Genomic DNA, 21840 nt, shown 5'->3' with positions numbered 1-21840 from the left:
GAACTTTCTGAGAAAGACATCGTCTTTCAATGCCAATCAATGCGTCGTCACATTATGTTCGTATTCAACGACAATCTGGTTTCCACTATAACGCACATTTTTAATATTACCATCAACGATATAGGTGTTCGTCAAGGTCACGGTATTCGGTAACGCCCCCCCAATTTGCTCCCGCAGAGACGGAATAGTCAGAATCGGGTCCACCCCCATGTACTGACAGAACTGACTGACAAAACGATGCTCCAGCGGCAAATTCCCCCGCAGGATATCGGAAAAGAACAGCTGACTGACCCCCAGCTTCTTGGCCATCTCAATTTGAGTGACCCGCATCTTCGCCTTGTAGCTCATCCATGTTTCGTACAGGACTTTTCTGTCTTCTTCTGTATATTGCATACCTGTTCCTAGCGCAAAAAATCTCAATTCAGCGCAATTAAAGCCTAAAGGCAGACAGGAAATGTCAGAAAAACGTTAGGCTTCTTTCAAATGAGAACCCCGCAAAGCCGCATCAAACCTGGGTTTATGCAAGTTGGTGAGATTTCAGAACGTTAGAAATCTGACGTTTTCTTGATCTTGATTATGCAACGCAAACAAGTGCGGGTTATACTCCTGAAGTTCTCCACGCACAGGCAAGAATACACAATTCGCATGTTATCAAAGGTGTACAGTCAACCGCTTCGTTCAAGTGCTTTCAGGATATGCATGATGATCCTGTCGTTGCTGTTTCTGCCTTTTGCCAACGCATCCTCTGTGTCGTTCCAGAGTTCCAATCCGAACTGCCCCCCCATGATCGAACAGATGCCTTGTTGCGATGACCTTCAGATGCAATCAAACAAGATGTCCAGCGACTGTTCGTCTGATATGCAAGTCCATTGCAGTCAGCTCTGTCAGCCCTCCTGCCAGCATCCCTGTTCAATCCTGACACCAACGATTGTGCTGTCTGCCTCTGTTTCCGAATTCGCTTTGCATCCGTATCAGCTGCGACACTGGGACGAACCCGTCACGTCATTTCTGAAGCCTCCGATTCTTCTGTGAGTTATCCGACCGTTCTGTTTTGAAACAGAACCTCCGACTCAATCCCGTGTAAAAACGGTTCATCAGAATCAATCGAAGGAAAATACAATGACAATCAAACATAAAAACATCAAAGCCCTGACCGCATCCCTGTTCCTGTTCACGATGCCAGTTCTGGCGGAAGAAGCCATTCAGGGTGAAAACTACCAAACGCCGACCTGCGGCTGTTGCAAGGCATGGGTCAAGCACATGAACGAGAATGGCTTTGCCCTGAAAATGAATTTTGAAAACAACCTGCATCCGATCAAGCAGGACAGCGGTATCCGGCCGGAATATGCATCCTGTCATACGGCCATCATTCAGGGATATGCCTTTGAGGGCCATGTCCCGGCAGAAGAGGTCAAACGTTTCCTGGCAGAAAAGCCAGACCATCTGAAAGGCTTGGCCGTGGCAGGCATGCCCATGGGTTCACCTGGGATGGAATATAACAATCAGATCACGCCCTATGACGTCCTGGCGTTTGATGAAAACGGGAAAACGGTTGTCTGGTCCAGTCATCATCAACCACAAACCAAGTAACCCCTGAAAACACAAAAGGCCAGTCACAGACTGGCCTTTTTCATGTCACACGTCGAATCTAACGTTCTCGTTTGCCTGTCAGTTTCTGAAACCATTGCCGGTTTGGATCATCTTGTGCAGCCCAATGCGGATCTTCCGCCCGTTTTTCCAGATACACCTGCAAGCCCGTAAAATAATGAAATGCCGTCAGTTCCGAATCCTGACCAAAATGCGCCAAAAACTGCTCTTCCTGTTCCGCCAATTGCGCCAGCGTACAAATCCCATGTCGTAACGCCCATTGCACCGCATACGGCGAAATCTCCGTGCGGTGCAGAATTTGGGGCGCGATTAATTTCAGGGCAACCTCAATTCCCGCATAAGCAGCACTGGGTTTCTCCAGCTCAGCTTCTTCTGCCAGTCTTTCCTTCAGGCTTGCCAGACTGGCCGCCTGCTGAGCTTCCGAAAAACCATGCGTGGTTTTACAGAAACGAATCGCAAATCCCAATTGTGCACGGCCCACGAGTTCAACCGTCTGTTCCAGATAGGCCTGAGGGATGGCATAGCTTTTCGCCAGTTGTTCCACAGCACTGGAAAGACTCGGATACACGATCCCGTCATGGGTGACCTGAAATGCACTGCTGACCTGTCCAACGGGCTGACCATCAATCGCCAGCGGCCAGCCCGGGTAATTCACTCGTTCTCTGGCAATTTCAAACATCCGCCAGGCACTGTGTTTAAACCCTTCGAAGGCTTTCCCTTCCAGCTCAGAATCTTCCAGCTCTTCTTTGGTCCATTGCACCCCGATCTGCAGATGCTTCTGATATTGACTGTGTAGCTTTTCTTTGACGCGATCACGCAGGATATCCAGACCACTGGCTTTGGTCTTGGCACAAATGCCATAACATTCTTCACAGCACGGGACCCGGACAGGTGATTCACCGTCATAGTTCGGCACCGGCCGGAACGTATGGCATTCGAAATAAGGTTCCCCGCAAAACCAGCAGGTATGGCGATATTCAAACGGAACATCAATGGACGGAAGGGTCGTCATGACGCAGGCTCTCTTCGGATTCACTCGGGGGCATTATGCGTGCCATCCCCAGCCAGTACAAGGTAAGTCACTCAATTGTCATGATATCCCTGTTCAGACCTCTGCCTGTTTACATCCCCTCTTTCAGAAAACACCCCGCTCCTGAGACTCAGAACAAAAAATCACCAACGCAGAACTTTGCCAAGTTCACCGCGAACACGCTAAAATACGTGACCGTTTTTTTACTCTAGGTGTTGTGGATGTCTGAACAGAAACGAAAGGCACTGAAAAAAATAGCGAAGTGCCTTGAGTTAGGTAACTCAGCGAATGTCAATGAAGCTGCACAGGCCATCAAAATGGCGCATCGTCTGATGCTCAAATATGGTCTGGAAAAAGATGACATTGAATTTATTCAGATGGGGAAAACAAAGTCAGCAACCCTGCTGCCTTCAGACATCGGCCCGCAGATTCTGAAAATTATCCGCGGCATCAACCGGCGTTTCGGCGTTGAATGCGTCTTAACGAACTACAAAGGCCTGAAGCAGGCTGAATTTATCGGGGTCGCCGAGCGGGCGATTTTCGCGGCTTTTGCCTTTGATGTGGTGTATCGCGAAATGAATCAGCAAACCGGCCAGTTCAGGAACAGTTTTGCCGGGACCGGCGCGAGCCAGACCGAAGTGACCCGCCGGGTATCGTCATTTCTTGCGGGCTGGATTGAAGGCGCACTGGAAAAGCTGCCTGAACTCAATACCGATGATGACCATGATCAGCGAATGTCGAATTTCATCGACCGTGAATTCGAGAACCTGGATCGGGAAACCTTTAAGAAACAGCTGCAGGAAGCGATGAAAGCCATGACGGATGACTACGAGAAAGGCATGAAAAAAGGCCGCTCGATTTCGGTCAACCGGCCTGTGGGTGGCACTCAGAAACAAGCCACTAAACTCTTGAGCTGACCCGAAACGGATGCAAAGAAAAACCGGTGCTTCTCTCGCACCGGTTTTTTTATCTCTGATCCGTCAGATTAAACGTCAGCCTCCTTCCTGACGGCATCCGGCGAGAGGAGCTGATTGATGCAATCCCCCAGCTGCGCCCGGTTCTGCGCATCCGACACCATGGTGCCATGATCCCCATCCACCCGGTGTACCTTCAGTAGCGACGCAGGCAACAGAGATTCCCAGCCCAGTGCAGAATCATCGTCCCGGCAGAACCCGGCCGGTTTGATGCTGTTCCAGTACTGAATCAGGTCCTCACTGCGAATCGGTGGCATCATCTCTTTCGCCTTGAACAGATGCAGACTGAATTGCTGCGGCACAATCTGCGCCTTGCCCACCAGCGTTGCATAGTGGTATCGCTGCTGCCAGAGGGACAGTTCCTGAAGCGGATCGGCCATCAGTGTCCGGATCCCCATCTCGTTCAGCGTCAGTAAGATGTCTTTCAGGGGCATCGCCCGGAAACGCGCCATCAATTCTTCCGGCAGATCAGTATGCTCGACTTCCAGCCAGCTCAGGAACAACTGTGTCTCACGTTGCATTGCCTGTTGCGGACGCATGGTATCGAACAGCCCAAGGAAGGCAATCGGCTCTCCGGTGTTCTCCAGTAAAGCTGCCACCTGATAAGCCAGAACGCCGCCGGAAGAATAGCCAAACAGATGATATGGCCCGTGCGGCTGAACCTGACGGATCATCTCTGCGCAGCGTTGCGCCATCTGTGCCATGGTGTCGGGTAATGCTTCCGACATATCCGGCCAGGGCACGGCATAGACCGGATGATCCGGATTCAGGGCTTTTGCCATCTCATAGACATAACTGTAATCCCCAAAGCCCGTCGGCAGGAAGAATAAGGGGGACTGCTGACCTGAACGGCGTGCTGGCAGTGCCACACGCGGACGCTGGCCGGTGTGCGCCTGATCCAGATGCGCGGCCAAATCCGCCAGAACCGGATAATCGAAAATCGCCTGTACCGGTATCTCCAGTCCCAGTTGCTGCGCCAGACTGACTTGCCGCACAGCCAGTAAAGAATGACCGCCCAGTTCAAAGAAATGATCCTGACGGCCAATTTGTGCAACCCCCAGCAATTCAGACCACAGTTGTGCCAGCAGCATTTCCGTTTCCCCTGCGGGCGCCACATAAGTCAGACCGGCAAAATCCTGACTCTCCGGTTCCGGCAGTGCACGGCGGTCGACCTTACCATTGGGAGTCAGCGGCAGTTGATCCAGCCAGACAAAAGACGACGGCAGCATATAAGACGGCAAATGTTCACTCAGATACTGACGGATCTCTGCGACAGCTGGCCGGATTGGCTGAGAGGTCGTCAGCCAGGCCACCAGCCCTTGTGTCTCACCCAGATTGCGGACATCGACAATGGCATCGCGCAGCGCAGGATAATTCAGAAGCTGCGCTTCAATCTCACCCATTTCAATCCGGAAACCCCGGATTTTCACCTGTCGGTCATTCCGTCCCTGATATTCAAGGTTCCCATCATGCAGATAACGCACGAGATCGCCGGTCCGGTACATCTTCCCGCCGGTATTGAACGGATCCGGCAGGAAGCGTTCGGCAGTCAGTTCCGGACGATTCAGATACCCCAGTGCGACACCGACACCGCCAATATAGAGCTCCCCGACTGCTCCGCGAGGAACGACTCGGCCTTGTGTATCCAGCACATAGGTGCGGGTATTACCGATTGGTTTACCGATTGGCAACCGTGAGCGGCCATACACACGATCGATCTGCGCCGTGGTGGCGTAAGTCGTCGTTTCCGTAGGCCCGTAAGCATGGATCAGTCTGACACGCCCCCCCAGAGCCAGCAGTGCCTCGAATGCGGCCGGATCTTCTTTTTCACCGCCACAAATCAGATACCTGAGTTGCGACAGCGTCTCCCCGATCACATGGACATACTGATTAAACAGCGCGGTTGTCAGAAACAGCGTTGTGACCTGATGGGTTGCCAGCGTTTGTGCGAACTGAGCCGCATCCATCATGGTATCCGGTGCAATCACCACCAGCTTGCCCCCGTGCAGCAACGCCGCCCAGACTTCCATCGTCGAAGCATCAAAAGCCGGATTCGCGGCAAAGGCCACGGTATCTGTCTGGTCGAATGCCGCATACCGGTTATTAATCACCAGACGCGTGACTCCCTGATGCGGCGTCATGACGCCTTTCGGCTGACCGGTCGATCCCGAGGTATACATGATATAAGCCGCCTGGGTGCTGGAAACCGAGACGCCAGGATTCTCCTGACAAGGCGACAGTGCATCCGGACGGATCCAGACCAACCCTTCTGTTCCCGCCTGTCGGGCAATCATCACACGCGCCCCACTATCGGCGATAATCCAGGCCTGACGAACCTCTGGCAGAGTCGGATCAACCGGGACATACACAGCCCCGGCTTTCAGAACCGCCAGTTGGGCAACAACCAGCGCCAGACTGCGTCCCAGCTTGAGAATGACGCGATCACCGGGCTCAACCCCCTGCGCGATTAAAGTATGCGCCAGTTGATTCGCCCGCTGATTCAGCGCCGCATAGCTGACCTGTGTCGCGCCGTCGGTCACCGCAATGGCAGACGGGCTGCGTTCAGCTTGCTGTTCAAACAGCGTCTGGATACTGGCTGCCGCCGGATAATCCGTTGCGGTCTGATTCCAGCGTTCCAGCTGCAGGCGATATTCGGCTTCAGGCAGAATCTCCAGCGTGCTCACCGGCATGGCAGGGGTTTCACTCAGGGCGTGCGCCAGTGACGTCAGCGCCTGCAGCATATAACCGCAGATCCGGTCGGCTTCCACCGTCTGAGCAATTTGTGCGGTCAGACCCAGCGAGTCACCGCCGTCTTCCACCGACATCACAAACGGATAGTTGGTCCGCTCTTCGGCACTCAGTAAGGTCACGCCTCCAGGCAGGACCAGTTCACTGCCCTGGTTATGCCGGTAATTCAACAGGGCACTGAATAAAGGTGCGCCAGCCCCCATGCCGCTGCATCGCTGGGCCAGTGCCAGCGGGGCATGTTCATGCTGGAGCAAGCTACTCAGCCGCTGATGCGCCAGCTGCACCGCTTTCACCACATCCGTGCCGTTCAGATCCAGACGCAACGGCAAAGTATTGATAAAGAGCCCCATCGCCTGCTCTGCACCGTCTCCGGCCTGCATCCTGCCCAACAGGACAGTGCCGAACACCACAGTATCTTTCCCGGTGATCCGTGACAGCACCTGCGCCCAGGCCAGATGACACAGACTGGCCAGACTGACGCCCCGTTGCCGCGCTTGCTCCCGCAGCGCCAGATTCAGCGCTGCCGGAACACGCAGATGAGATGTCACCGTATCCTGCCCATCCCCGCGAATGTCACTCAGACCAAAAGGCAACACCGGCTCGTCGATATCCGCCAACATCTCCCGGAAGAAGACTTCGTGTTCCGCCTGACTGATCCCCAGCCGCGCCTGTGCAATCACCTCGCGATAATGCGGTGCAGGATTCAGCGCCTCTGCCTGACCATCCAGAATCGTGGCGATTTCACTTTCAATCAGCGCCGAGGTGGAATGGTCGCCAATCAGGTGGTGCCACTGTTGCAGCAGCAGCCAGCGTCCGGTTTCATCCTGTGTGATCACCAGATTCAGTAACGGTGCCTGAGTCAGATCCAAACGCGAATGGCGGGAATCAAACCGCGACAGCAGTTGGTCGGCAATTTTCCCTTGCGCCGGATCCACTGCCAGTTCCGTCACAGGCAGACGAGCCTGACGCCAGACGATCTGCGCCGGTTCCGAAAGTCCCTGACTGACAAAGGCGGTCCGCAGGATATCATGGCGATCCACCACCTGTTGCAGCGCCGACAGCCAGGCATTCAGGCGATCCCGGGTATCAAACTGCAACATGGCTGACAGCAGATACGTATCACCGGTTTCACTGAGCAGATGGTGGAACAGAATCCCTTCCTGTAAGGGCGACAGGCCGTAAATATCCTGCACATTGGCGATCCCCCGGGAACCGTGGCAAGGAGATGATCAATCTCAGGCTGAGTCAGATTGGCCAGCGGCAAGAGCGCCGGGGTGATCTGAGTGGTTTCCGGGGTGATCCGGTTTTCAGGCACTTCGATCACCGTTTGTGTCTCCAGCGCGGCAGCCAGTGCAGCCAGCGTCGGTGCTGAAAACAGCGTATTCACACCGGCTGACAAACCATAGCGGCGCAGCGCAGCCATGAGTTTCACCACCAGCAGCGAATGTCCGCCCAGCTCAAAGAAATTATCATGCCGGCTGATGTGCGACGGTTCGATCGCCAGCACTTGCGACCAGATACCCGCCAGCAGTCTCTCCATCGCCCCGCTCGGGGCTGCGAAAACACGGCCCGATTCATCTGCCGGGGACGGCAAGGCGCGACGCTCCAGTTTGCCATTCGGAGACAACGGCAACGCAGTCATCGGTACAAAGGCTGCCGGAATCATATAATCCGGAAGCCGCTCCGCCAGATACGCCCGCAATGATGACGACAGCGTGGCTTCATCTACGCGCTCTTCATCAGCGACAGGCACCACCCAGGCCACCAGACGTTTGTCACCCGCCCGGCTGGGGAGCGCATCAACCGCGACATCTTTCAGCATCGGATGCATTCCGAGCTGAGTTTCCACCTCGCCCAGCTCAATCCGGAAGCCGCGAATTTTCACCTGATGATCATTCCGGCCTAAAAACTCCAGTTGCCCATCCGGCAGATAGCGAACCAGATCCCCGGTCCGGTACATCCGACCGCCCGGACGGAAGGGATCCGTCAGGAATCGTTCCGCGGTCAGTTCCGGCTGATTGAGATAACCCCGAGCCACCTGCACGCCCCCGACATAGAGTTCACCGGCACTGCCGCGGGGAACCGGCTGCCCGGTTTCATCCAGCAAGTAAATACACGTGTTACTGATTGGGCGACCAATGTTTGGCACGGGCGCCGTCAGATCCAGGATTGCTGATGTCGCAACCACCGTCGTTTCCGTCGGACCGTAGTTATTCACCACCGTCAGTCCCGGCGGCACAGTGAGTGGCCAGCGACGGAGACTGTCTCCCCCGATCAGCAGTTGACGCAATGTCGGCGGTACCAGGCCAGCAGACAATGCCACTTCAGCCAGCGGCGTGACCATAAAGGACACCTGCGCACCGCTGTGATGCCACCAGTTCAGCAAGGCATCACTGTCCCCGGTGACCTGCGGCGGGGGTAACAGTAAAGTCGCCCCTTGCGACAAGGCAGGCCAGATTTCCCACACGCAGGCATCAAACCCAAGACCGGCCATACAGGTTGTTTTTTCTCTGGCTTGCAGAGCGGTCGTTTCCAGATGCCAGCCGATTAAGTTCATCAACTGGGCATGTTCCACCATCACGCCTTTCGGGTGCCCCGTTGAGCCCGAGGTATACACCACATAAGCCAGATGATCCGAACGGACATCCACATCCGGTAATTCAGCCGTCACCGGCGTCGACAGGGGTTCATCCAGTGCCAGAACCGGCAGCTGAATTTCTCCCAGCGCATTCCGGCCACAGGAATCCGCCACCAGCAGCACCGGATCACTGTCGTGCAGAATGTATTGCAGTCGATCACCAGGATAAGCCGGATCCAGCGGGACGTAAGCGCCCCCGGCTTTCAGCACCGCCAGCAGGGCTACCAGCATGTCCGGCCGCCGTGCGGCACACACGGCCACCCGGGTTTCTGCCCTGACGCCTTTCGCCACCAGCGCCTGTGCCAGCCGGTTCGCCCGGTTGTCCAGCTGGCCGTAACTCAGCACTTCATCACCGCAAATCACGGCCACCGTCTGAGGTGACCGGGCGGCCTGCGCTTCGATCAGCTGATGCACCGATCGGCTGGCCGGATAATGACGCTCCGTCTGATTCCATTGCACCAGCAACTGCTCCCGCTCCGACGCAGGCAACATATTGAGCTGAGAAACGGGCTGAGCCGGATCCGACACCATCGATTCAAGGATCTCGTTCAGATAGCCGGTGAATCGCGTCACGGTCTGCGGATCAAACAAGGCCGTAGCATAGTTCAGTGAGCCCGTCAGATGATCCCCGGTTTCGGTCATGCCCAGCGTCAGATCAAACTTGGCAATGTCATAATCCAGCCCGGCATCCGTCACATCCAGACCGGGAATACTCAGGGCGTGAACCGAACCATCCTGCCAGGACAACATCACCTGAAAGACGGGTGTCCGGTCGAGCTGCCGGGGCGGATTGAGCACCTCAACCACTTGCTCGAATGGCAGATCACTGTTTTCGCGGGCGCTCAGCACAGACTGTCGCACCCGGCTCAGGAACATGGCAACGGAGGGGTTGTCACGCAGATCCAAATGCAGGGCCAGTGTACTGACAAAGAATCCAACCATGGGCTCCACTTCCAGCCGCCCCCGGTTAGCTTCCGGCATTCCGATCACCACTTCATCCTGACCCGCCAGTTTGGACAACACGATGCCCCAGGCAGACAACACCGTCATAAACAGTGATGTGCCCTGTTGCTGACTGAGTGCCCGCAGCGCCTGAGTCAGCTTCGGCTCAATGGTAAACGGTACGGACGCCCCGGCAAAAGACTGCACCTGAGGCCGGGGTTTGTCGGTGGGTAAAGTCAGCTGTGTCGGCGCCTGTCCCAGCGTTTCGCGCCAGTATTGCGCTTGTGCATCCAGCTTATCCTGCGTCAGATGCGTCCGTTGCCAGTGCGCGTAATCCACATACTGAAGACTCAGCGGTGGCAGCGGATTTTGCTGCTGCTGACTGAATGCCCCATACAGCGTTCCCAGTTCCTGCAGCAGAATTTTGGTTGACCAGCCATCGGACACAATATGGTGACAGACAAGCAGGAAGCACGTGTTTTCTTCATCAAGCTGCCACAGATGCGCCCGGATCAGCGGCCCTGTTGTCAGATCGAACGGTGCCTTCATCACGTCCCGGATCTGTGCCATCACCCCTGCTTTCGAAAGCGACTCGCCACGGAGATCGTGCCACGCAACAGGCATGCTGCCTTCCGGCAACAGCACCACAGAAGGCTGATCGTCCTGAGCCACAAAAATACTGCGCAAACTTTCATGACGGGCATAGAGCGCATCCAGACTCCGGGAAAACGCTTCCCGATCCAAATGCCCTTTCAGATCCAGCACCAGCGGGATGTGATAGGTGTCGCTGCTGCTGTCCATCTGATTCAGAAACCATAAACGCTGCTGCGCATAAGACAGCGGATACTGACCCTCGCGGGCAATCACCGGGATCGGTAAGGTCTGGCTGTCCTGAACAGCACGCAGCGTTGTGGCCAGTTCATGCAGCACAGGTGACCCGAAAAGTGCTGAAAGTGGCATCACCCAGCCCGCCTGTTCCAGCCGGTTTGCCAGTTGGACTGCCAGTAAGGAGTGGCCGCCTAAATCAAAGAAATTGTCCAGCCGACTGACCGGTTCAGCACCGAGCAGGGATTGCCACAACGTCGCCAGCAGTTGTTCTTTTTCACCACGGGGCGCCTCAAATGCCTGACGCACAGCCGCCCCACTGTCCGGGGCCGGTAAAGCACGTTTATCCAGCTTCCCGTTGGTGGTCAGCGGCAGATGATCCATCCAGACATACGCTGCAGGCACCATGTAATCCGGTAACAATCCGCTCAGGAACTGGCGCAACGTTGCCGCAAAGGTATCACGCGCCGTTTGTGCCTGAGGCACCACCCAAGCCACCAGACGTTTTTCCCCGTCATCACCCTGCCAGGCATCCACGGCGACATGACGCACCTGATCGTGCGACAGAATCCGGGCTTCAACCTCGCCGCACTCAATCCGGAAACCGCGGATTTTCACCTGCTGATCATTCCGGCCCAGATATTCCAGCGCACCGTTCGGCAGATAACGCGCTAAATCTCCGGAACGGTACACACGACCACCAGCATGGAAAGGATCCGCCAGAAAACGCTCGGCATTCAGTGCCGGACGATTCAGATACCCCCGGGCGACCCCTTCGCCGCCCACATAGAGCTCACCCACTGCGCCATGCGGTACCGGTTGTCCGTGTGTGTCCAGCAAATACAGACGTAAATCAGAAATCCGGTGACCAATCGGACTGCCTCCCGCATGCACATCAGCAACAGACATCGCCCGGTAAGTCACGTGCACCGTGGTTTCGGTAATGCCATACATGTTCACCAGTAAAGGCGCATTGTCAGCATGACGGGCATACCACGGCATTAAATCGGCCGGATTCAGCATCTCGCCGCCAAAGACGATGTATCTCAGTTGATGGGGGTCTCATCCTGCGCCTGGATCAACGCTTTAAAGGCACTCGGGGTCTGGTTGAGTACCGTGACGCCCGACTGACAAATCAGCTGGTAAAACGCGGTCGCCGAACGGGCAACCGACTGCGGCACCACAACCAGACGGCCGCCATGACGCAACGCGCCCCAGAGCTCCCAGACCGAGAAGTCGAAAGCAAAGGAATGGAACAGGCACCAGACATCGTCGGCGCGGAAACCAAATTCAGCCTCAGTGGCAGTAAACAGGCGATCCACCTGACGGTGTTCAACCATCACGCCTTTGGGCTGACCGGTCGAGCCGGAGGTATAAATCACATAAGCCAGATGCTCAGGCGTCAGTCCCGGAACTTGCGGGTTTTGTTCTGGGGAAGTGCTTTCCTCGGGTGAATGCTGATCCAGCACCAGCTGTGGGACATCTTGCTGACCCAGAGCATCTTGTCCGGCCTGATCCACCAGCAGCAGAACCGGATTCGCATCTGCCAGAATGTATTCCAGACGTTCACCGGAATAAGCCGGATCCAGCGGCACATAGGCGCCCCCCGCTTTCAGAATCGCCAGAATGGCAACCACGGTGTTCAGGCTGCGCTCGGTACACAGCGCCACGAAGCGATCCGGACCAACCCCTTGTTCAATCAGCCGATGCGCCAGCCGGTTCGCGTGACGGTTCAGCGCCTGATAAGTCAGTTGCTCGTCGCCATATTCGATGGCGATGGCATCCGGTGTCAGCGCAGCCTGGGCTTCAAATCTGTGGTGCATACACGCCAGATCAACAGCGGGCTGTCCGGTCTGGTTCCAGTCCGTCAGGATTTGCCGGCGGTCGTCCTCTGTCAGCAAATCAATCCGGGAAACTGGCAACGCCGCCCCCTGAGCCGATGCCTGAACCATTCCCTGCAATACCTGCTCAAAATAACGGACATAGCGGGCCGCTGTGCTGCGATCAAACAAGGCTGTGGCGAAGTACAGCAAGCCTTCCACCTGATCACCATGATCCGTGAGATCCAAAGTCATGTCGTATTTGGCCGCGCTGTAATCTGCAATCAGTGCTTCGGCAGTCAGTCCGGGCAAGCGGGTTTGATGCACACTGCCATCCTGCCAGCTCATCATGACCTGAAACAATGGCGTATAGCCCCGGTGACGCGGTGGATTGATCTGCTCCACCACCTGCTCGAAAGGCAAATCCCCATGGGCCTGCGCTGCGAGCAAGGTGTGTTTCACCTGATCCAGGAATGCAGGCACGGACGGATCCTCGGTGAGATCCAAACGCAGCGCGAGTGTGCTGACAAAGAAGCCGATCAGCGATTCGGTCTCCAACTGTCGCCGGTTGGCGTCCGGTGTGCCAATCACCAGATCCTGCTGACCGGACATCCGGGACAGCACGATCCCCCATGCCGCCAGCATCGTCATATAGAGCGTGGTGCCCTGCTGTTGACTCAGTTGTCTGAGAGACTGCACCAGCGCCGGTCCGATCTTCACCGGAACAGCACCACCCTCGAATGACTGAACCGCCGGGCGGGGCCGATCAGTTGGCAGCGTCAGTAACGCAGGCGCATCGCCCAGTTGCTGCTGCCAGTAGCGAGCCTGCTCGGTGAGCCGGTCGGACGTCAGCCACGCCCGTTGCCAGTGTGCAAAATCTACATACTGAATTGCCAGCGGAGGCAGCGGGTTGGGCTGGTGGTTCACCAAAGCCGTGTATGTTGCCGCCAGTTCCTGCAGCAGAATGCCGTTGGACCAGCCATCAGAAATAATATGGTGGCAGGTAAAGCAGAAGATTTGGTCATCGTCTGCCAGACGAATCAAAGCTGCCCGTGCCAGCGGTCCGTTGTCCAGATCAAAAGGCTTTGCGGCCTCATCCGCAATCAACTGACGGGCCAGCACCTCAGCCTCCGTTTCGTTTTCCGCGGCTTCCGGTCGCAGATCATGATGCGACAGTGGCAACTGGCCTGCCTCAACCACCTGTGCATAAGGCTGACCCTGCTCAGACAAAATCCGGGTCCGGAACACTTCATGACGTTCAGCAATCGTGTTCAGGCTCTGCTGCCAGAAGTGAATATCCAGGCGACCCCGCAGACGGATGGCTATCGGCATGTGATAAATCTCGCTCATACCATCAAGGCGAGTCAGGAACCACAGGCGCTGCTGCGCAAAAGAAAGCGGCAGACGTGATTCACGTGCCACGGGCTGGATTGCCGGTAATTGCGCTGGCTGTGCCCGATCCATCTGGCGGGCTAACTGCTGCAACACCGGATTAGCAAAGAGCTGCTGCAGCGGCAATGGATAGCCCAGCTGCTGCATCCGGTTAGCCAGCCGGACCGCCAGTAACGAGTGACCGCCCAGTGCAAAGAAATGATCATGGCGACTGACCTGTTCAACGCCAAGCAAGGTTTCCCAGAGTTCCGCCAGACATTGTTCCGTTTCCGTCGCCGGTGCCTCATAGACGGCACGCTGATGTTCAACCGCCTCTGGATCAGGCAGAGCGCGACGGTCTAATTTACCGTTGGGTGAGAGCGGCACCCCATGAATCGGAATGAAAGCGCTTGGGACCATGTAGTCGGGTAACCGCCCGGTCAGATAATCCTGCAATTGCACCGATTCAGGCACGCCGTCTTCTGTCGGCAGCACCCAGGCCAATAAACGTTTCTCCCCGTGCGCATCCTCTCTGGCATCAACAACCGCCTCACGGATCTGAGGATGCGCAGCCAGAACCGCTTCAATTTCACCGCACTCAATACGGAAGCCACGAATTTTCACCTGCTGATCATTTCGACCCAGATATTCGATATTGCCGTCGGGCAGGTAACGCGCCAGATCGCCGGTACGATACATCCGGCCACCGTGCCCGGCGTAAAATGGGTCGCTCAGGAAACGCTCTGCGGTCAGTTCCGGGCGGTTGAAATAGCCTCGTGCAACCTGGATCCCTCCGATATAGAGTTCACCCACCGCTCCCAGCGGCACTGGCTGGCCATATTCATCCAGCAGATAAATACGGGTATTCGCCACAGGTTTACCTATCGGCACGGTCACCAGCGCCGGGGATCGGCTGCAATGCCAGGCTGTGACATCAATGGCGGCTTCTGTCGGGCCATACAGGTTATGTAATTCCGCTTCCGGCAGTTGGCGATAGAATTCGGTCACCAGACTGGCGGGCAAGGCTTCACCACTGCACAACACCCGCACCACAGAGTCACACCCTTCACTGGCACCGTTATAAGCCAGAAAGCTTTGCAACATAGAGGGCACAAAGTGCAATGTAGTGACACCGTCACGAGAAATGGTCTGACTGAGATAATCCGGATCTTTATGGCCTTCCGGTTTCGCCATAATCAGCTGAGCGCCGTACATCAGGGGCCAGAAAAACTCCCAGACAGAGACATCAAACCCAAACGGGGTTTTCTGCAACACTTTATCCTGTGGTGTCAGGCCATAGGCTTCCTGCATCCAGATCAGACGATTCACGATCGCCTGATGTTCATTCATTGCCCCTTTAGGTTTGCCTGTCGAGCCCGAGGTATAAATCATGTAAGCCAGATGCTGCGGGGTGGCTTGCGGGATCGGATTGTCCGCACTGAGATCGGCTGGCAGTCGCTGCTCCAGCGGCAGCACAGGGACCGGATGCTCACCCAGCGCATCACGACCCGCCGGATCAGCCAGCAACAGCACCGGATCAGCATCTTGCAGGATGTATTGCAACCGCTCTCCCGGATATGCCGGATCGAGGGGAACATAAGCGCCACCAGCCTTGAGAATACCAAAGAGTGCCACCACCATATCAAGGCTGCGCTCTGCACAGACGGCAACCCGATTGTCCGGCCCGACACCCCGGGCCATGAGCGCATGGGCAAGCTGGTTGGCCCGCGCATTCAGCTGCGCATAGGTCAGATGCGCGTCACCACAAATCAGTGCTGTCGCATCCGGCGTCCGGACGACTTGCGCCTCGAACAATTCATGCAGACACGCCGACTGATCATAATCACGTGTTGTGCTGTTCAACTCATTAATCAGCAAGTCATATTCATCATCCGGCAAAATCGGCAATTCACAGACCGGTAAATCCGGCGTCTTCGCCAGCGCATTGACGAGTCCGCTTAAAGCTTGCTGCATATAGGCACACACACGAGCCGCATCAACCGGTTCAATCACTTGTGCCGTCAGTGACAGCGAGTCCATCCCATCATCCACATTCAGAGCAAACGGATAATTGGTCCGCTCTTTCGCTGAGATCAGGCTGACGCCCTGCGGCAAAGTCAGCTCTGCGCCTTCATTATGACGGTAGTTCAGCAGTGCACTGAACAAAGGTGTGCCTGCCGTAAGCCCACTGCAAGACTGCGCCAGTGCCAGAGACGCATGTTCATGCGCCAGCAAGCCGCTCAGGCTTTGATGCGCCTGACGCACCGCGCTTTCAATACTCCGATCATCCATGTCCAGACGCAGCGGCAACGTATTGATAAACAGACCCAAAGCACTATCGGCACCCTCGCCTGCCTGCATCCGGCCCAGCAAAACAGTGCCGAACACGACCGTATTCTGGCCACTGGTTCGTGCCAGCACCTGCGCCCAGGCCAGATGGCACAAACTGGCCAAGCTGACCCCAAGACGCTTCGCCTGCGAGCGCAACGCCTGATCGAGTGAATCCGGGACGGTCAGGTGGGCTTCATTCGTTCGTAAACCTTCGCCGTAGACATGACTCAAACCAAATGGCAGCACTGGCTCATGAATCTCAGACAGCATGTCCCGGAAGAATGCCTGATGCTCACTTTCACGGACGCCCAGCCGTGCCTGAGCGACAGCATTTCGGAATGGCTGCACCGGTTTCAGCGATACCGCCTGCCCAGACATCAGCTGCGACATTTCCTCGACCATAAAGGCTAATGTGGAGTGATCGCCGATCAGGTGATGCCATTGCTGCAGCAGACACCAGCTGCCATCCGCTTCCTGTGCTGAGACCAGATGAAATAACGGCGCCTGCGTCAGATCCATCCGGGTATGACTCGGATCATATCGGGTGGACAGTTGCTCGCTGACAGAGCCCTCTGCCGGATCGAGCTGGATCACCCGATGATCCAACGTTGCCGTGCGCCAGACCACCTGCACCGGAGACGCCGCGCCCGACCCGACAAAAGCCGTTCTCAGAATATCGTGACGATTGACAACCTGCTGCATGGCGACCAGCCAGTCATCCAGCCTTTCCCGGTTGTCGAAACGCAAAGTCGCCGACAACAGATACGGATCGCCTGCTTCAGCCATCAAATGGTGGAAATAGATCCCTTCCTGTAGCGGTGACAGCGCATAGATATCCTGCACCTGAGCAATACCACCCGGCACAGAACGGATCACGGCATGAACATCCTCCTGTGCCAAATCGGCCAGCGGCAACATTGCGGGTGTAATTTGCTGACTGTCCGGTTGAATCCCATTCTCCGGGACCCGGATTTCGGTTTGCATCCCCAGTGTTTGCGCCAGTTCTGCTAACGTGGGCGAGGCAAAGATGGCCTGTAAATCCGCGGAAAGCCCAGCGTCGCGAAGCTGAGCCATCAGCTTCACCACCAGCAACGAATGTCCGCCCAGTTCAAAAAAGTTATCCTGCCGGCCAACCTGTGAAACCCCGAGCAAAGATTGCCAGATCTCCGCCAGTTGTTTCTCCGCCTCCGATTGCGGCGCTTCATAACCTGCCCGGCCCTGCGAGTGCAGATCCGGTTCAGGTAAGGCACGGCGATCTAACTTACCATTGGGTGACAACGGCAGCGCATCCAGCGTCACAAATGCCCCCGGAATCATATAGTCCGGCAGGTGTTCGGCAAGATACGCCGTCAGATCAACGGGGTTGATTGCTGCATCCTGACCCGCCTGATACACCACCCAGGCGACCAGGCGCTTTTCATCGCCCTGATCGGCAATCGTATCCACCGCAGCATCCGATATAGCCGGATGCGTTGTCAGTTGGGCTTCGATTTCACCCAGCTCAATCCGGAACCCCCGGATTTTCACTTGCTGGTCGTTCCGGCCCAGATATTCCAGACTGCCATCCGGTAAATAGCGAACCAGATCCCCGGTCCGGTACATCCGGCCACCGGCCAGGAACGGATCCGCTAGAAAACGTGCTGCGGTGAGTTCCGGCTGATTCAGGTAGCCCCGGGCCACCTGCGCACCACCGACATACAATTCTCCCACCGCACCGAATGGCACTGGCTGACCGCCATCATCCAGCAGATACAGCCGCGTGTTGGCAATCGGGCGACCAATGGATGGCACCGTGGCACCGGTATCCGGGTTACCGGATGTTGCCACCACCGTGGTTTCCGTCGGGCCGTAATTATTCAGCAAAGTCAGGCCTTCCGGTAACTCCAGCGGCCATCGGCGAATGCTGTCGCCGCCAATCAGCAAGATGCGTAACTGCGAAGGCAAGCGCTGGCTGGCCAGTGCAATTTCGGCCAGTGGCGTAATCATGAAAGAGATCTGAGCATCGCTGTTCTGCCACCAGTTCAGCAAGCCATCGCTGTCACCAAGCAGATCGGGCGTCGGCATCAGTAAGGTCGCCCCCATGGACAATGTCGGCCAGATCTCCCAGACACAGGCATCAAAGCCCAGCCCCGCCATGGAGGTTGTACAATCATCCGCTGTCAGGCCGGTGGCTTCAACGTGCCAGCCAATCAGGTTTTGTAATTGCTGATGTTCAATCATCACGCCTTTAGGCTGGCCGGTTGAGCCGGAAGTATACACCACATACACCAGTTGATCCGGCTGAATCTGGACCGCGAGATTATCCGCAGCAATGGTGGCCGGTAACGACTCATCCAGCAGGAGCATCGGAAGATGTGTTTCCCCCAAGGCTTGCCGACCGGTTTCATCCGCCAGCAGCAGCACGGGATCGCTGTCGCGCAGAATATAACTCAGCCGTTCACCGGGATAAGCCGGATCAAGCGGGACATAAGCCCCGCCCGCCTTCAGGACGGCCAGTAAAGCAACAATCATTTCCGGGCTGCGCGCAGCACAGACCGCGACGCGACACTCGGCCCCGACGCCATACAGAATCAGTTCACGGGCAAGCTGATTCGCCCGGGCGTTTAACTGGCCATAAGTCAGGGTTTGATGACCACAACGGACCGCAATGGCATCCGGCGATTGAGCCGCTTGCGCTTCAATCCCGGCGTGCACGCTGGGGCTATTTGGAAGAGAAATGGCCGTTGCATTCAAGGTTTCCGTCAGAAACTGCGTTTCCTGCGCATTGATGAATGTCAGACTTTGGCAGGACTGTTGCGAATGCAGTTGCGCCTGTGACAGAAATTGCAGCAAATGCTGGCTGGCTGCATCGATCATGGCCGAGCTCAGTGCGGCTTCATCATACACCCAGCGAAATTGCCCCTGATGTTTACACACCTGCAGCAAAACGGAGGTCTGCGGCGCATGCGCGGGGGCTGCCTGCGGTTCAGCAATCAGTTCAACGGCCAGCGGCCAACGGAACGATGGCGTCAGCAATGCGTGTAATTCAGGGTGAAAAGGTAAATGCGCCTGAACGCGCTCACATTCAACCTGCAGTAAAGCTTGGGTTTCCGCGAAGTTTTTCGTCAGATCCAGCGAAACCTGTACCGGCAAAATGGCATGAGAAAGCAGCGTGTTTTTAGTGCGCTGTAGCCAACCAATCTGAAAATCGGTTTGTGACCCCATTCGCGCCAGATAGACCGCAACAGCCGAGAGCAAAGATTCGAGCCGGGTATCGCCCGTGGTCACCCAATCCGAAGTTTGCCATGCAGTCTGGCCCTGCTTGTGATGCCGGGCCGGAAACGCGGAAGGCATGGGCTGATTCAGGCGGGAAGACCAGAAAGAGGCAAAATCAGCCCCCTGCAAAAAACGTTCGGCAAGCTGTGCGGATTGACTGTCATTCAGCATCGGCAAGGTGTGCCCCGTCTGAATGTCGTATTGTTGCGCCAGCCGAACACCGCAGGTGATGGGGCCAGACGCATTGAACCAGTGACCAATTCTCACCGTCCCTGCCGACATGGCAACCTCCCAGTGATCTGAAGTGATTTTCAGTACAGTGCCCGGCAAGGCATCCGACCTATCCTTCTCAATTTCAATCTGCCCGATCCCAATCAGACGATTTGGCAGAGCAAGTTTGAGCGGACATCCCTGAGACGGATGGCTGAGTGCATGATCAAGCCGGATCATCGCCTGCGCAGGCTGATCCCAGCGCAGCACACCGCCAGCAGGCGGTGCCTGACGGTAGACATAAAAATTATCGGCCAGATGTGCTTTGTCTTTCTGGCTCACTTCCTGTACAAGCGCTTTAAGACTCATCTCCGGATGCAGGCAAATGGCTTTCAGAATCTGCTGAAACCTTTGCTGTAAATGTTCCAGTTGCGCCAGCGTATGGATATGGGGTGCATCGACAAACATCACATCCATCACCTGAGCCTGTCTGTCTTCAAAAAACAGAATCTGCATGTCACTGACGGCAATATTGCCACCGTAATGCCAGCGGGTTTTACAGTTCAGAAAACTGTCGCCATTATCAAAGGTCACGATGTTAATGGTCGGTCCGAACCAGGCGCTATCAGCGGTTGCTCGGTCACGGCGAATGTTTTCGCCCCGATAAAGCTGACGCCGGACGACTTTGCCCATTTCTGTTGTAACTTGTTTGGTCAGGCTTGCCAGATCAGCGTGCGGGTCCAGCTGGAAAATCAGCGGGACAACGTTTGCGGTCATCCCGAGACTGTTTCGCTCCATTGTACCGGTGACTGGCAAACTGAAATTCAGTGATGGCTGCTGAGTCAGGCTGTAAAAACACGCCGCCACTGCAGTTGCAAGGACATGCGCACGATGTGCACCAACCTGTGCCGCACACTGCTCGATTTGTTCAAGCTCCGCCTGAACCAGTGTGTGCGTGCTGATGTTCATTTCAGAATAATTGACCCGCTTTTCCTTTCGGGTCAGTGTGTGCGGCGTATTCGCTATATATTGCTGCCAGAACTGGCTGTCTTTGGCGGGTCTTGAAGACGATTGGTATTTGAGGTCATTGTCAGATAATTGGGTAAAACGGCAATTGTCAAACTTAGGCGCCGATTCCCCACGCGCCAATGCGTTGTAGCAAAGCACAATACGACGGGAAAATTCCTCACCACTCCGGCCGTCAATCAGCATGTGGTGAATACGGCGATAAAAAATATAGCTTTCAGGTGCCAACGTGATGAGCACAAAACGAGACAATTTTTGATCGAATGCCGAAATTGGAGTATCCGCATCCAGGCGCATCCAGGTCAAAGCACGTTGAAACGCATCGGGCTCTGATGAAAAATCAATAAATTCAAGAACATTTGATGATGGACTGGCATGATATTGATACAATTCTCCGCCTTCCTCGATAAATCTGGCCTGCATTGCCGTCGTATCGAAAATCATCGCATCCACCGCTTGGGCAAGCAGTGATCGGTCAATGGCCCCATGAACCACGCCATACCCCCAAAAATTATACGCTTGCTCAGCGGCCATACGTTCACTCAGCCAAAGTTCATGCTGGGCCGTCGTGATCGCGTGCAATTCTTTTTCTTCGGAAAGGTTGGACAGATGAGACTGAATTTCATTTCCTCTGAAGTGAGCCTGTTTATTCATAACATTCCCTATCATATTGTTAATACGCAATTGAACTCACCGTCCGGTCTGCATACAAACAACACACCAACTGACAGAACTGGTGAAAATTAAATGTCCTGGGTTAATCAAAACCGGGGATTTAGAAACGGGATATAAATATTATTGTCTGATATTCCTGATTCCCGTCTCGGCGAGATGAAGTTTAGAAAAGAGAGTTTCAGTTGTCTAAAGCACATCAAGTGAGAAGAAGCGTTTTTGCGTGTGACAAGAAAGCATGGTGTAATTCAATGTAACTGAGATTGAAATCAATATAAAAGCAAGCAAAATCAAATAGAAAAAGTGCAAAAGATAATTTGCTGCGTAGCAGGAAATCTTAAGATTTGTGACATTTTTGTGTAACAGGTGTTTAATTTTTACGATTAATCT

7 protein-coding genes are annotated in these 21840 nt (G+C 55.4%); 2 read left to right on the top strand and 5 right to left on the bottom strand.

The window, feature by feature from the left end; translation table 11 throughout:
* Positions 1–36: 36 nt before the first annotated feature.
* Complete coding sequence (locus KDD30_RS06760) at positions 37–393, bottom strand: helix-turn-helix transcriptional regulator (RefSeq protein WP_211648535.1); 357 nt, start codon at positions 391–393, stop codon at positions 37–39.
* 726 nt (positions 394–1119) lie between these two features.
* Between KDD30_RS06760 and KDD30_RS06755 the strand changes: the two genes are divergently transcribed.
* Positions 1120–1590, top strand: a complete 471-nt coding sequence (locus tag KDD30_RS06755) for a DUF411 domain-containing protein (protein ID WP_371826070.1) — start codon at positions 1120–1122, stop codon at positions 1588–1590.
* A 58-nt stretch (positions 1591–1648) separates the two neighbouring features.
* On the opposite strand, the gene KDD30_RS06750 is transcribed toward KDD30_RS06755, so the two are convergent.
* Positions 1649–2620, bottom strand: a complete 972-nt coding sequence (locus tag KDD30_RS06750; RefSeq protein WP_211648532.1) for an FYVE zinc finger domain-containing protein — start codon at positions 2618–2620, stop codon at positions 1649–1651.
* Positions 2621–2859: 239 nt separating this feature from the next.
* Here KDD30_RS06750 and KDD30_RS06745 point away from each other — a divergent pair, with 239 nt between their 5' ends.
* On the top strand, positions 2860–3555 hold the full coding sequence (locus KDD30_RS06745; protein WP_211648525.1) for a DUF2786 domain-containing protein: 696 nt from the start codon (positions 2860–2862) through the stop codon (positions 3553–3555).
* Positions 3556–3623: 68 nt separating this feature from the next.
* On the opposite strand, the gene KDD30_RS06740 is transcribed toward KDD30_RS06745, so the two are convergent.
* Genes KDD30_RS06740 through KDD30_RS06720 form a run of 3 tightly spaced genes read right to left on the bottom strand, consistent with a single transcriptional unit; the run spans position 3624 to position 21432 of the window.
* On the bottom strand, positions 3624–7544 hold the full coding sequence (locus tag KDD30_RS06740) for an amino acid adenylation domain-containing protein (RefSeq protein ID WP_249199284.1): 3921 nt from the start codon (positions 7542–7544) through the stop codon (positions 3624–3626).
* On the bottom strand, positions 7430–11788 hold the full coding sequence (locus KDD30_RS24485; protein ID WP_256449230.1) for an amino acid adenylation domain-containing protein: 4359 nt from the start codon (positions 11786–11788) through the stop codon (positions 7430–7432). Before KDD30_RS24485 ends, KDD30_RS06740 begins: the two co-directional genes overlap by 115 nt.
* 23 nt (positions 11789–11811) lie before the next feature.
* A complete protein-coding gene (locus tag KDD30_RS06720) occupies positions 11812–21432 on the bottom strand; it encodes a non-ribosomal peptide synthetase (protein ID WP_211648521.1) in 9621 nt (3206 codons plus the stop codon).
* Between the last annotated feature and the right edge of the window lie 408 nt (positions 21433–21840).

It is taken from the genome of Photobacterium sp. GJ3, assembly GCF_018199995.1.
Lineage (GTDB): Bacteria > Pseudomonadota > Gammaproteobacteria > Enterobacterales > Vibrionaceae > Photobacterium.
This window is presented reverse-complemented; position numbering and strand designations above follow the sequence as displayed.

Bases quoted from the DNA above. Each gene is read 5' to 3' on its own strand.
- KDD30_RS06760 (WP_211648535.1), bottom strand. From the start codon at position 393: ATGCAATATACAGAAGAAGACAGAAAAGTCCTGTACGAAACATGGATG.
- KDD30_RS06745 (WP_211648525.1), top strand. From the start codon at position 2,860: ATGTCTGAACAGAAACGAAAGGCACTGAAAAAAATAGCGAAGTGCCTT.
- KDD30_RS06755 (WP_371826070.1), top strand. From the start codon at position 1,120: ATGACAATCAAACATAAAAACATCAAAGCCCTGACCGCATCCCTGTTC.
- KDD30_RS06720 (WP_211648521.1), bottom strand. From the start codon at position 21,432: ATGAATAAACAGGCTCACTTCAGAGGAAATGAAATTCAGTCTCATCTG.
- KDD30_RS24485 (WP_256449230.1), bottom strand. From the start codon at position 11,788: ATGCTGAATCCGGCCGATTTAATGCCGTGGTATGCCCGTCATGCTGAC.
- KDD30_RS06750 (WP_211648532.1), bottom strand. From the start codon at position 2,620: ATGACGACCCTTCCGTCCATTGATGTTCCGTTTGAATATCGCCATACC.